General features: G+C 70.9%; 11 protein-coding genes. 6 read left to right on the plus strand and 5 right to left on the minus strand.

Going from position 1 to position 13,181, the window contains the following annotated elements; translation table 11 throughout:
- Positions 1-32 precede the first annotated feature (32 nt).
- Positions 33-1,724 (plus strand): aminotransferase class III-fold pyridoxal phosphate-dependent enzyme, encoded by a 1,692-nt coding sequence (locus H288_RS0106115; protein ID WP_020091708.1) that lies wholly within the window; start codon positions 33-35, stop codon positions 1,722-1,724.
- 40 nt (positions 1,725-1,764) lie between these two features.
- Here H288_RS0106115 and H288_RS0106120 read toward each other — a convergent pair whose 3' ends face one another.
- Together H288_RS0106120 and H288_RS0106125 are read right to left on the minus strand one after the other, a co-directional pair.
- The gene (locus H288_RS0106120) at positions 1,765-2,376 is read right to left on the minus strand and encodes a membrane protein (RefSeq protein ID WP_020091709.1); all 612 of its coding nucleotides are present in this window, start codon (positions 2,374-2,376) and stop codon (positions 1,765-1,767) included.
- A gap of 50 nt (positions 2,377-2,426) precedes the next feature.
- The gene (locus H288_RS0106125; protein ID WP_020091710.1) at positions 2,427-3,113 is read right to left on the minus strand and encodes a methyltransferase domain-containing protein; all 687 of its coding nucleotides are present in this window, start codon (positions 3,111-3,113) and stop codon (positions 2,427-2,429) included.
- 676 nt (positions 3,114-3,789) lie between these two features.
- Between H288_RS0106125 and H288_RS0106130 the strand changes: the two genes are divergently transcribed.
- The 4 genes from H288_RS0106130 (at position 3,790) to mqo (ending at position 8,920) form a co-directional block, all read left to right on the plus strand.
- Complete coding sequence (locus H288_RS0106130; RefSeq protein WP_020091711.1) at positions 3,790-4,584, plus strand: lytic transglycosylase domain-containing protein; 795 nt, start codon at positions 3,790-3,792, stop codon at positions 4,582-4,584.
- A 229-nt stretch (positions 4,585-4,813) separates the two neighbouring features.
- Positions 4,814-5,938, plus strand: a complete 1,125-nt coding sequence (locus H288_RS0106135; protein WP_020091712.1) for a DUF2778 domain-containing protein — start codon at positions 4,814-4,816, stop codon at positions 5,936-5,938.
- A gap of 146 nt (positions 5,939-6,084) precedes the next feature.
- On the plus strand, positions 6,085-6,633 hold the full coding sequence (locus H288_RS0106140; RefSeq protein WP_234081041.1) for a lipocalin-like domain-containing protein: 549 nt from the start codon (positions 6,085-6,087) through the stop codon (positions 6,631-6,633).
- Between the two features lie 556 nt (positions 6,634-7,189).
- Positions 7,190-8,920, plus strand: a complete 1,731-nt coding sequence (gene mqo, locus H288_RS0106145) for a malate dehydrogenase (quinone) (RefSeq protein WP_020091714.1) — start codon at positions 7,190-7,192, stop codon at positions 8,918-8,920.
- A gap of 52 nt (positions 8,921-8,972) precedes the next feature.
- Here the strand turns inward: mqo and H288_RS0106150 are convergent, their stop codons facing one another.
- From H288_RS0106150 to H288_RS0106160, 3 genes are all read right to left on the minus strand, one after another.
- Positions 8,973-9,707, minus strand: coding sequence for a DUF3750 domain-containing protein (locus H288_RS0106150; RefSeq protein WP_020091715.1), 735 nt, complete (start codon positions 9,705-9,707; stop codon positions 8,973-8,975).
- Positions 9,708-9,802: 95 nt separating this feature from the next.
- Complete coding sequence (mdcB, locus tag H288_RS0106155; RefSeq protein ID WP_020091716.1) at positions 9,803-10,717, minus strand: triphosphoribosyl-dephospho-CoA synthase MdcB; 915 nt, start codon at positions 10,715-10,717, stop codon at positions 9,803-9,805.
- Positions 10,718-10,807: 90 nt separating this feature from the next.
- A complete protein-coding gene (locus H288_RS0106160; protein WP_042673236.1) occupies positions 10,808-11,620 on the minus strand; it encodes a glycosyltransferase family 2 protein in 813 nt (270 codons plus the stop codon).
- Positions 11,621-11,730: 110 nt separating this feature from the next.
- On the opposite strand from H288_RS0106160, the gene H288_RS0106165 reads away from it, so the two are divergent.
- Complete coding sequence (locus tag H288_RS0106165) at positions 11,731-13,143, plus strand: methyltransferase domain-containing protein (protein WP_026604721.1); 1,413 nt, start codon at positions 11,731-11,733, stop codon at positions 13,141-13,143.
- Positions 13,144-13,181 lie beyond the last annotated feature (38 nt).

Genomic DNA, 13,181 nt, shown 5'->3' on the forward strand with positions numbered 1-13,181 from the left:
GCCGTGAACCGCCTCCGGTAGGGCGCGGGGCGATGTCCGCGCTCCTCGTCACCCTGTCCGCCACCACCGTCGCCGCGGTGCTCGCCCTGCCGCGGGCGGCCGAGCGCCTGCAGCTCTCCCGGGCGAAGCATCGCTCGCTCACCGGCCACGCCCGCATGGCCCGGCGCGTCGCCGGGCTGATCCCGAACTACGCCTACTCGGAGCGCGCCTTCTTCCGGTCGGACGATCCGGACGAGGCGGTGGCGCGCCGGCGCGAGGCCGGCTTCGCGCGGCTCTCCGACCTGTTCCGGGCGCGCTTCGCCCGGACACGCGCCGAGACCGAGGCGGTCCGCGACGGGCTCTCGGATCTCCAGTTCACCGGGCTCTACCGGGTGCCGTTCCAGTACGCCCGGCACGTGCGCGCCCATCTCGGCACCGGCGCCTTCGCGGCCGCCGCCGCCGGCGTCACCGTCACGGACCTCGACGGCAACGTCTTCTACGACCTCGCCGGCTCCTACGGCGTGAACCTGTTCGGCGTCGATTTCTATCGGGCCTGCCTGGAGGAGGGCGCGGCGCGGGTCTCGGCCCTCGGTCCCGTGCTCGGGCCGCTCCACCCGGTCGTCACCGGCAACGTCGCGCGGCTGAAGGCGATCTCGGGCCTCGACGAGGTCTCGTTCCACATGTCCGGGACCGAGGCGGTGATGCAGGCCGTGCGGCTCGCCCGCTACCACACCGGCCGCCGCCGGATCGTCCGCCTGTGCGGCGCCTATCACGGCTGGTGGGGCGAGGTGCAGCCGGGCATCGGCAACCCGGTCCCGACCCGCGACACGCTCACCCTGGCCGACATGTCCGAACGGACGCTGCGGGTGCTCGCCGGCCGCCGCGACGTCGCCTGCGTCCTGGTCAACCCGCTCCAGGCGATGCACCCGAATGCCGGCGCGCCGGCCGATTCCGCGCTGGTCGACAGCGGCCGCAGGGCGTCCTTCGACCGCGCCGCCTACACCAAGTGGCTCCACGACCTCCGGGCGGTGTGCAGTGCCCGCGGCATCGTGCTGATCCTCGACGAGGTCTTCCTCGGCTTCCGGCTCGCCCGCGGCGGCGCGCAGGCGTATTTCGGCCTGCGCGCCGACATGGTCACCTACGGCAAGACCCTGGGGGGCGGCCTGCCGGTCGGCGTCCTCTGCGGGCGCGCCGACCTGATGCGCCGGTACAGGGAGGACCGGCCCGTCGACATCTGCTTCGCGCGGGGCACCTTCAACGCCCATCCCTACGTGATGGGAGCGATGGGCGCGTTCCTCGACCGGCTGGACAGCCCGGCGGTGGCCGCACTCTACGCCGACCTCGACGCGACCTGGGACGCGCGCGCACGTCACCTGAACGCCCGGCTGGCGGAGGCCGGCCTGCCGGTGCGGGTCGCCAACATGTCGACGGTGTGGACGGTCCTGTACACCGAGCCGTCGCGCTACAACTGGATGCTGCAATTCTACCTGCGCGCCGAGGGGCTGGCCCTGTCGTGGGTCGGGACCGGCCGGATGATCTTCAGCCTCGCGTACGACGACGCGGCCTTCGAGGCCGTGGCGACGCGCTTCGAGGCGGCGGCGCGGGCCATGCGGGCGGACGGCTGGTGGGACGGCGGCGCGCCGAGCGACAGGGCGATCCGCCGGTCGATCCTGCGGGAGGTCGCGGCCATCCGTCTGGGCGGCCTCGGGGCCCGCCTGGGCCTGCGGGCACCGGATCAGGGTTGATCCGGCGCGCCGGGGAACGGGCCCGGCGCGCGCCCCCCGCTCAGGCGCCGCGCTCGTGCGGCTCCCGCTCCTCGACCAGCTCGCCGTGCAGCAGGGCCAGCGGCGCCTTGTGGTAGAGCTTGATGTCGTGGAACGGGTCGGTGAGGATCTTGGTCACCCAGACGAGGCCGGTCTGGACGTCGCGCTGGACGAAGAGCTGCACCATCCGGAACAGCAGGCCGGCGAGCGCCAGCCACAGCCAGATCCAGCCGACGTTGCGGATCAGGTCCGCGGTGCTCTGGTGCGGCGCGATCAGGCCGAACAGGCTCGGGTCGAAGTAGAGCGGCAGGGGCGACAGGGCCCAGATCGCCAGGAGCACGACCTTCCGCTGCAGGTTGTAGCCGACCTTGATCTCCTCCTTGTGCTCGTGGGTCGCGTCGTTGACGTGGTCGTAGCCCTTGGGCTCGAAGAACAGGTGGCCGGCCTGCCGCGAGGTCATCGCCACCAGCCAGCCGATCAGGGCCGCCGTGGCCGGATCCCTGAACGCCAGGGCGTAGGCGACCAGGAAGCTGATCGCGCTCACCACGTGCAAGCTCTGATTGACGCGGTTGTGGTGATAGTAGCGGTGGTCGTCCCAGCGCTGAACGCGCAGTGCCTCCCGAAAACTCGCCATGATGTGGGTCCCCGATCGATGGTGGTGGGTTGGTCGAAGCTGTTGCGCGTTCAGGCGGCGCGCTTGCGCAGGCGCAGCAGGGAGAAGTGGCCGAGCGGCGGGAGCGCCCGGCGCTCGACGATCTCCACCGGCGCGCCGGCGGCCCAGGCCGCGTAGCGCTCCCAGGCGAACTCGGTCCGCCATCCGAGGCGGCTCGTCACCGGAGCGAGGGTGCGCTCCACCGCGCGCCGCAGGCCGGCCTCGGCGCCGATCCGCGTGGTGATCACGATCTCGCCGCCGGGGCGCAGCACCCGGGCGAACTCGTCCAGCGCCGCCTCGGGATTGGGGACAGCCGTGACGACGTACTGCGCCACCACCACGTCGAAGGCGGCGTCCGGGAAGTCGAGCTGCTCGGCGTCCATGACGGCGAGGCGCTCCACGTTGCGCAGACGCAGCCGCGCCACGCGCTGACGCGCCTTCTCGAGCATGGGGGCCGAGATATCGATGCCGACGATGCTGCGGGCGCGCCTGTAGGCCGGCAGCGACAGGCCGGTGCCGACGCCGACTTCCAGGATGCGGCCGCCGATCCGTTCGGCGGCGGCCGCCGCCAGGGTACGGCCCTGCGCGAAGACGGGCCCGAAGACCAGATCGTAGACCGGGGCCCAGCGGCCGTAGGCCTTGGCGACGCCGTCGCGGTCGAGATCGGGCCCGAGCGTGCCCGCGCGCGAGGAACCGGTGTCGTGCATTCCGAGGGCCATGGGCGTCCTGTCTCGTTGTCGGCTAGGTCGGCCCGACGGCTCGCCTCGACCGTGGGCTGCAGGTCTGAGGCAGGCGTTCACCAGCTCAGTTCGCGTCACCGCGCGTCCGTCGGTCAGACCAAGATCCAGCCAAGGGCTCGCGCTTGTCCGCCTCGAGAGCGCCGAGCGGCGTCGCGACAAGGCAGGGGGCGGTCACAATGGGCGAGGGAGGCGGGATCTCGATCGTGCCACGCCGCCCGGATCATCAACGACCCCACCCCGCCTCTCCGCAGAAGTCTTTCCGCCGGCAAAGCTATGTCGTTCGTTTGACAAGCTTGTGACATGTCCGTCAAACACGCCAACGGCCATTCCATTTGCTGGCAAAATACTGATGTGCCACGCGTCACATCTATGCACGAGGGGTGATATGCGACCCTTCGAGCTACCTGATCTTGCCCGGTGACGAACGCCTCGGCCGCGCATCGGCCGCGCGTCGGCTTCTCGCACACGCGGTGTTCACGATGCTCCGAAGACCCTGCCGTTGCGGTCTCGTCGCAGATCCCGAGATGCGCGATGATTTGAGGGCGGGAAGCCTGCAGGTCGCGCCTTCGACATTTTCTCGCCCTGATATCGACGAGATGTGACCCGGTATCCCCAGCAGGACAGGGCGCGACGACGCGCCGAAGGAGTGTTTCGCGTGATCGAGAATTTGCGGCGTCAGACCATCGCGGTCGCGGCCTTCGCCGGGATCGCTCTCAGCGCCGGGCAGGCGCAGGCCGCGCAGTGCGGCAACACCGCGGCCGGCTTCGATGCGTGGAAGCGGCAATTCGCCGAGGAGGCGCGCGGCCGGGCCAGCGCGGCCAGCCTCGCGGCGCTGCAGAACACAACCTACTCGACCGCCACCATCTCGGCGGACCGGGGGCAGCACAGCTTCAAGCTGTCGCTGGAGCAGTTTCTCGCCAAGCGCGGCGGCCCGACCATCGTCAAGCGGGGCCGCGCGCTGAAGCAGCAGAACGCGGCCCTCTTCGACTCGATCGAGCAGCGCTACGGCGTTCCGCCGGGCCCGCTCCTGGCGATCTGGGGCATGGAGACCGGCTTCGGCGCGGTGCGCGGCAACGTCAACACGCTCTCCGCGGTGGCGACGCTCGCCTACGATTGCCGGCGTTCCGAATACTTCACGGACCAGCTCTACGCTGCGCTGACCCTGGTCGATCGCGGGCTCCTGACACCGAATACCCGCGGCGCGGCGCACGGTGAGGTCGGGCACACCCAGTTCCTGCCGAAGAACGTGCTGGCCTACGGCACCGGCGACCTCAACAACGTCGGCGCCGCCCTGTCGTCCACGGCCAATTTCCTCAAGGCGCATGGCTGGCGGGCCGGCGCCGGCTACCAGCCCGGCGAGCCGAACTTCGCGGCGATCCAGGGCTGGAACGCGGCGCCGGTCTACGAGAAAGCGATCGCCATTCTCGGGCGCCAGATCGACAACAATTAGCAGTATCTCGGCCTCGAATAGACCGAGACGTATTGCGAGAACTGCGGCGGCGCGCCCGAAAATGGTCCCGATCGAGCCAAGATCGACCATCGCATCGCCCCAGAAAAGCCGGCCCGACCCCGCTGTCTCACGCTGAGCGGGGCCGGTCCGCCCGCCGCGGATCCGTATCCTGTGCGGAAGGCGGCAGCCGGCAAGCCCCGCCTCGCGACGAGGAGCATGGGCAACCGCGATGGCTGTCGAATCCGTGCCGCTGGACGGCCTCAAGACCCGGAACGCGCGCAGCACTTGGCTCGCGCCCCTGACGGTGCTCACCGGCGCGGTGACGCTCGCCGCCCTCGGGGGCAGCGTCCTGCATCGCGCCCCGGTCCCGATAACCGGCATCGAGAACGCCCGGACGGAAGCGCCGGTGCCCGCACCGTCCGCGGAGGACAGGGCCGAGACCGCCGCCGCCGAGCCGGAGGCCGCCGAATCGCCCGAGCCCGGTCGCGACGCCCTCGGCAATTCGCAGTCACGATGGGCCTGGAATCAGATCGCCCCACCCTCGCTGACGCCCGAACCCGTCCCCGAAAGCGCCGATGCCGGCGCCGACGCGCAGCCCGGAACGCAGGTCACCGAGACACCGCTCAGCGCGATGGTGGTCCCGCTGCCGATCCCCCGTCCGCCCGAGTTCCGCGGGCCCGCGGGCACCGCACTCGCCCGGCGGTCCGACCGGCGCATGGCGCGCCGCGAGATGCCGCAGGCGGCTCAGCCTATCCCCCAACCCGAAGAGCGCTCGTTCATCGAGAAGCTGTTCGGCATCGAGCGCGGACCGGCGCTGGCCTACACGGCGCTCGAGAGCAAGCCGGCTGACGTCGCGCCGCCGCAGCAGCGCGTCTCGCCGCCGCTGGCCCCGGCCCGGGATCCGGGCCCCTCGGCCGGCATCGCGGTCTACAACATCGCAGCCCGGACCGTGACCCTTCCGAACGGCGAGCGCCTGGAGGCGCATTCCGGCCTGGGCGAGGGGCTGGACGAGCCGCGCCTCGTCAACGTCCGGATGCGCGGCCCGACTCCGCCCGGCACCTACGATCTCACCGAGCGCGAACGGCCCTTCCACGGCGTGCGGGCGATCCGCCTCACGCCGGTCGGCGGCAACGAGGCGGTCTACGGCCGTGTCGGCCTGCTGGCACACACCTATATGCTGGGCCCGCGCGGCGACTCGAACGGCTGCGTATCGTTCCGCGACTACGACCGGTTCCTCCAGGCCTTCCTGCGCGGCGAGGTTCAGCGGCTGGTGGTCGTCAGCGGCACGCAGGACCCGCTGCCGAGCCTCGCCGCCGGCACGGTCACGACCCGCATGGCCCGCAACGGCGGCTGACGACGGCTCGCCCGCGGCAACGGCCGCAAGCGCGCAGACGGTCTACCAGCACTGCTCGCGCGGCGCTTGGAACGCGCCGTGCCGGCCCGCAGAACGCGGTGGCGGCGCGTTCCGGCGCCGCGACACGCGAGTCCCCGGTCCAGACCATGCCCGCACAACGATCGGCCGCCGCGGCCGTCCGAATCCTCCTGGCGCTCTCCGGTGTCCTGGCGGCCGACTTGGCCTGGAGCGCCTCCGCGCCGGACCGCGTCGGCGCGGCGGTGGTCGGGGCGCGCTTGGCGGACCGGATCGTCGGCACCTGGGAACTCGTCTCCTACAAGGTCGAGGACAAGGAGACCGGCACGCTCGTCGACGCCATGGGCGGCACGCCGCGCGGTCGCGTCATCTTCACCAAGGACGGCTGGGTCGCCTTCAACCTCGAGGGCAGCGCCCGCACGCCGGCGACCACCGACGCCGAGCGGGCCGCGCTGATGAAGACCCTCGTCGCCTATATCGGCCGCTACCGGATCGAGGGTGACCAGTGGGTCACCAGCGTGCAGACCGCGTGGGCGCCCGAATGGGTCGGCACCGAGCAGCGCCGCACCATCCATATCGACGGCGACTACGCCGACGTCACGACTCCCTGGCGCGTGATGCCCAACTGGGATGACGGCCGCCTGTCGCGCAGTATCATCCGGTTCAAGCACATCCCGTAGCGGCGCGCCTTCGCCACGCCGTCGCGTCGAGCGACGGACCGGGCGACGGACCGGGCGACCGATCGCGGCCAGTCTATCGGCGGGTCGCCGCCATGCGCGCCGGTCGTCGCGACGGACTGACAGGATGGCGGCGATTGCAACCCTGGCAGTAATTGTCCTTTCAGGCCCCGTCCTCTATGAGGCCACCATCAATCTGCTGAGCCAAGCCAGCCAGCATCTTCCCGCCCACCCGGCAATCGCGCCACCGCGCGAGCGAGGTCTTGAACCGGTGATCCGTTCTCCGGCGAGATCGCGCGCCTAGGCGGAGGGAAGGCCTCTGCGTCGCGCGAGCGCGCCCCGTCGTCCCACGATCCGTGCGGCTCGGGGACGACGGACGCGATGCGGGCCAGGGCAGGACCGTCGTGCCGGGTTGAGCGAGACCGCGAGCGTGCCGCGACGGGAACGGGGAAACGATCCGGAAGGCCGGACGGGCGGGATTCGCGCCCGTCGCATCGAGTGTCTTCCGTACGCGCGGCGGCCGATCGGGCCGTGCGGTACGCAAAAGCGGGATCTGCCCATGCGTGGCGACGACGAGACCCAACACCGGCGCGACCGCCGGGCCGCGGACGTGCTGCCCCTGAGCCGGCGGCGGCTCCTCGGCACGGCCGCCACCGGCCTAGCGCTGGCGGCCCTGCCGGGCGCGCTGGCCCTGGCCGAGGGCGCGGACAGCAAGGTCGACGTGCTGCTGATCGGCGGCGGGATCATGAGCGCGACGCTGGGCGTCTGGCTGAACGCGCTGGAGCCGAACTGGTCGATCCAGATGGTCGAACGGCTGGATCAGGTCGCCCTCGAGAGCTCGAACGGCTGGAACAACGCCGGCACAGGACACTCGGCCCTGGCGGAGCTGAACTACACGCCCGAGAAGAAGAACGGGCAGATCGAGATCGCCAAGGCGGTGGAGATCAACGAGGCGTTCCAGGTGACCCGGCAGTTCCTAGCCCATCAGGTCAGGACCGGCGTGATGACGGACCCGCGCGCCTTCATCAACTACACGCCCCACATGAGCTTCGTCTGGGGCGACGACAACATCGCCTACCTGAAGAAGCGCTGGGAGGCCCTGAAGGCGAGCCCGCTCTTCGCCGGCATGGAGTACTCGGAGGATCCCGAGCAGCTCCGCAAGTGGGTGCCGCTGATGATGGAGGGCCGCGACCCGAAGCAGAAGGTCGCCGCGACTTGGTCGCCGCTCGGGACCGACTGCGAGTGGGGCGAGGTGACCCGCCAGTACGTCGCCCACCTGAAGAAGCAGCCGAGCTTCAACCTCCGGCTCTCCACCGAGGTCGAGAGCATCACCAAGAACGGCGACGGCTCGTGGCGGGTGACCGCCAAGAACCTGAAGGACGGGACGCGCCGGACGACCGACGCCAAGTTCGTGTTCATCGGCGCGGGCGGCGGTGCCCTGCACCTCCTGCAGAAATCCGGCATCCCCGAGGGCGACGAGTATGCCGGTTTCCCGGTGGGCGGCTCGTTCCTGATCAACGACAATCCCGACGTCGCCACGCTCCATCTCGCCAAGGCGTACGGCAAGGCGTCCGTAGGCTCCCCGCCGATGTCGGTGCCGCATCTCGACACCCGCGTGATCAACGGCAAGCGCGTGATCCTGTTCGGGCCGTTCGCGACCTTCTCGACCAAGTTCCTGAAGGAGGGCTCGTACTTCGACCTCCTCAGCTCCACGACCACCAGCAACATCTGGCCGATGATGAAGGTCGGCGTCGACGAGTTCCCGCTGGTCGAGTACCTGGCGGGGCAGCTGATGCTGTCGGACGACGACCGGATCGCGGCGCTGCGCGAGTACTTCCCGAAGGCCAAGAAGGAGGAGTGGCGCCTCTGGCAGGCGGGGCAGCGGGTGCAGATCATCAAGCGCGACCCGAACAAGGGCGGCGTGCTGAAGCTCGGCACCGAGATCGTCAACGCCAGGGACGGCAGCATCGCGGCTCTCCTCGGGGCCTCGCCCGGCGCCTCCACGGCGGCGCCGATCATGCTGCAGGTGCTGGAGAAGGTCTTCGCCCAGAAGGTCGCCACGCCGGAATGGCAGGCGAAGATCCGGGAGATCGTGCCGAGCTACGGCACGAAGCTCAACGACGATCCCGACCGCGTCGCGCGCGAGTGGGCCGACACGAGCGCGCAGCTCCAGCTCCCGACCCCGCCGCAGATCGACCGGGCCGTGCTGAAGCCGGTCTCGACCGGCAGCACCGTGCTGAACAGCAGCGCCACGCCGGTGAAGGAGCCGGTCCACGACCTCGCGCCGTGAGCGGCGCGTCCCGGGGCGCCGACGGTCGCGCGCCCCGGGAGCGCGTCGGTGCTCAGAGCCCGACCCGACCCAGGGCCGGCAGCTTGAGACCGGGCCGGCGCAGGTCGATCCCGGCGACGCCGCCGAGCAGGTTCAGCTCCAGGCCCTCGACCCAGCCGAGGGTTACCCCGGCATAGCCGCCGAGGTTGATGCGGATCCCGGTCCGCGACGGCGTCAGGCCGATCCAGCGCCCGTCATAGGGGAAGTCCTTGCCGATCGCGGTGGTGGGCAGGCTCTCGCGGATCTCCGGCACCGCCGCCATGACGGCGGCCACGAAGGTGTTCGAGTTCGGGCCGGGCCACACGACGTAGTCGCCGGGCCGGCTGAACCGGTATTCGGCCACGGCCTGCCGGATCCGCGGGAGCATCGCCTCCGCCTCGGCGCCGTCGGCCGCGAACACCACCGTCGGCGGGTTCCCGAACCAGCGTCCGTCCGGCACGAACCGGTCGATCCAGATCGGCTGGCCCCAGGCCGTGTAGTCGAACCGGCTGTAGGCGCGGGCGCCGCGCTCCTTGACGACGATCCAGCTGTGCGTGGCCACGATGCCGCGCCAGCTCACGGTCCGCGCCGAGAAGATGCGCAGCACGGCGCCGGGATGCGCGTCCGCGCGCGGCAGCAGGCCGGCGCTGGATCGATCCGCCAGACGCCAGTCGCCGCTCGCCCGCGTCGCGTAGAGCAGGGCGGAGATCGCCACCGGCACGAGGAAGAGCGCGGCGAGCGCGAGGAGGGCGATCCTGAACAGGGTCACGGGCGGTCCGGGGGGGAGGGCGGGATAGAATCCGCATGTAGGTAGAGCCCGCATCCGCGAAACTGCGACCGACGCGCCCCGGGGCTGCGCGCGCGTCAGGGTGGGGAGGCGAGGGCGTCCAGCAGCAGCGTCGCGGCGAGGAGATCGGCGCAGCCGCCGGGGCTCAGGCGCGCGGCCACGAAGGCGCGGTGGATCGCCGCCGCGCGCGCCCGCCAGTCGGGGGCCGCGATGCCTCCGGCGTCGACAAAGGTCGCGGCGGCCGCGCGCGCGCCGACGAGGCCGTCGGCACCGCCGCGGTGCAGGAGGTTCGTGTCGTCGACGACCGCCAGGAGGGCGAAGAAGCAGTGCACGCGGGCCGCCTCGGCATCGTGGGGGGCGCACGATCGGCCGAAGCGGAGAGCGGGCAGGGCGACGGCGCGGATGGTCGGAAAGCCCGCCGCGGCCTCGGCGCTGGCGCCACCGACGCCGAAGCGCCGCGCCGCGCGGCCGCCGTGGCTGACGGCCGAGACCGGCGCCCGGGTGATCGCTGTCCCCCAGAGGTGACTGACCGCCTCCGCCAGCCCTTCGGCGCTCGCGCGCTCCGCACCGGGCCCCACGCCCCGCGCTCCCGCCGCGGCACAGATCAGCCCCAGCGAGAAGATGGCGCCCCGATGCGCGTTGACGCCGCCGGTCGCCCGCATCATCGCGGTCTCGGCGGCCAGACCGATTGCCCGGAGTTCCGCCATTACGGCATCGCGGGCGCCCGCCGCGACCAGTTCCGCGAAGAACGGCCGGAGCGCCGCCGCGCTGCGGCGGAGCGTCTCCGCATCCATGTCGTCGTGGCTGCCGGAATCGACCGGGCTCACGAGGCCGGGCTTGGGCCAGGTCTCCAGTTCGCCGATGAGCGCCGCGTGCGCGAGATCCGCGACGCGTTCGGCCCAGGGCGCGGCGGCGTTGCTCCGGTCCGCGCCCGGCGCGATGAGGCTCTGATCGTCGCGCAGGGTCGAAGCTCCCCAAGGGTTCGCCGGCATGGCCGAAGCGGCGTCGGGCGGCCCGAGATATACCGGATGGCCGTGCCGGCACAGACGCGGCGTTCTCCGAGCCGGTTCGACTGTCCTGCCCTAGAAGGATCCGACGAAGCGCTCGGGCAGCGTCCAGAGGTCGGGCGCCTGGATCGCGCTCTTGCGCTCGATCGCGTCGGCGAACAACCGCTTCGTGGTCTCGAAATGGGCCTCACCCGGACGCATCTGAACGGGGCGGCGCGGGACGCGACCGATATCGGCCTTCACGAAGGCCAGGAACTCCGTCGGGTCGATGGCGTGGTGGGAGTTCGGGATGCCGATCGGCGCGGCCGCATTCCGCTTCTGCTGACGCCTGAAGAGGATGTCGTGGTCCAGATACGCCAGGTGGAACAGGAACAGGTCGCGGAAATCGGGGCGGTGGTCCTGGATCAGGCAGTGGAAGCCGACGTGCCAGTCGACCCGCTCCGACACGATGGTCGCCTTGCACAGGGTGGATATCGGCCGGATGTAGCCCCGCTGGCCGGAGATCGGTGCCGCGACGTCGATAGGGGCCTCGTCCCCGACGTGCATGACGTCGGCCCCGAACAAATCGAGGATGGGGGGCAGCGGCCGCGCGGCGATGTAATCGGAGAGAGTAGACGATACGTCCGGATCGGGGAGGATCAGCTCGTCGCTATCCGCATAGAGAACATATTTGAAGCCGATGAACAGCGATGCGCAGAAATCCCTGACCGTGTGGGCGCGCTCCCACTCGTTCAGGGGCAACCGCGGCAACCGGACGACGTTCGCGCGCAGTCCGGTCGTCGAGCCGTCGTCGGAACCGTGGTCGAGGATATAACAGTTTTCAGCCCCGACTTGTCGCTCGTAGTGCTTCAGCCAGAGCGGAAGCATGGTCTTCTCGTTGTAGGCCATCGTGACGGCGGCGAGCGGCCTCTTGTGCAACGGTATTCCTTCCCGCCAACGCGGCCTTCACCGCGCGTCTACAGCGCATTCGCGAAGCGTTTGATCGGAGCTTAGTGGCAATGGATCGTGCGCAGCAACTCCTGAGGTCGTTGACCAAGGACGCCCGCATCGTGGAGATTGGCCCGAGCTTCAGCCCGCTCGCGCCGAAGCGCGACGGCTGGAACACGTTCGTCATCGATCACGCGCCGCGCTCGGAGCTCATCGAGAAGTATCACGACCAGACGGTCGACCGCATCGAGGAGGTGGATTTCGTCTGGACAGGCGGCTCGATCGCGGACGCGGTCCCGGTCGACCAGCACGGCACCTTCGACGCGTTCATCGCCAGCCACGTCATCGAGCACACGACCGACATCGTGACCTTCCTGCGCGCCGCCGAGACGCTGCTTCGGCCGGACGGCGTGGTGATCCTGGCCGTGCCCGACAAGCGCAAATGCTTCGATTTCTACCGTTCCCTCACCGGGACGGCGGACGCGGTCGCGGCGTTCCTGGAGAAGCGGAACCGGCACACGGTCCGGACCCACATCGACTACGCCCTGAACATGGCGCTGAAGGACAACGGCACGGTCGGCGCTTGGTCGGGCCAGGACACGCGGCCGGCCATTCCCGCGAATCCGCTCACCGACGAGCCGCAGTGGCTCGGCGCCGCGCAACTGCCCTACTACGCCGACGCCCATGCCTGGGTGTTCGTGCCGGCGAGCTTCAATCTGATGATCCTGGAGCTGGCGCAGCTCGGCTACATCGATCTGCGCGTCGAGGATTTCCTCGACCGGGACGCGACGGAATTCTTCGTGTGGCTCCGCAAGGGACGCGAGCAGCTGGCGCCGGACGAGATCCGCGAGCAGCGCACCGCGCTGATGCAGCGCGCCATCGTCGAGCTGGCGGAGCAGGTGCAGCAACTGCCCGAGACGTCCTTCGTCGAGATGGCCTCGGCGGGGGCGCTGCGGGATCAGCTCCTCAAGGCGACCTACCGGACCGAGGCGCTCCGCACCGTGCTGGCGGCGCTCCGGGCCAGCATCGGCCGTTTCGGGCTGGATCGGGCCGAGTTCAAGCGCCTGATCGCCGCGGCGAGCCAGAAGGTTCCGGGGAACCTCTCGGCGGCGGTCCAGCACAAGATCCTGCTGACCGAAGCGACCAAGATCCTCGACGGCATCACGGATTCTGCGGTCGAGACCGACGACCGGGATCCCGCCGTCATCGACGGCGCCGTCTTGGTGGCGCCGCTCGGCGCGGCCCAGTTCGGGGATCCGCTGCTCGCCGCCGAACTGGAGCGCGAGCGCCAGCGCGCCCGGGCGGTCCGCATGGTGCTGGACGCCGTGCTCGGAAGCCTGCGCGGCCGCGCCCTCGACAAGAAGCGGTTCCGGGACCTCGTCACGCAGGCGGCCGCGCGGACGCCGAATGACGGCCCCGAATCGGCGCGCCACGCGGTGCTGTCCGAGGAATCGCGGCGGGTCCTCGGCCTGCCGGTCGCCTGAGGCTGGCCGCGGCACCGACCGCGCCGTGGCGCGAGCGG

This window comes from Methylobacterium sp. 285MFTsu5.1 (assembly GCF_000383455.1).
Classification (GTDB): Bacteria; Pseudomonadota; Alphaproteobacteria; order Rhizobiales; family Beijerinckiaceae; genus Methylobacterium.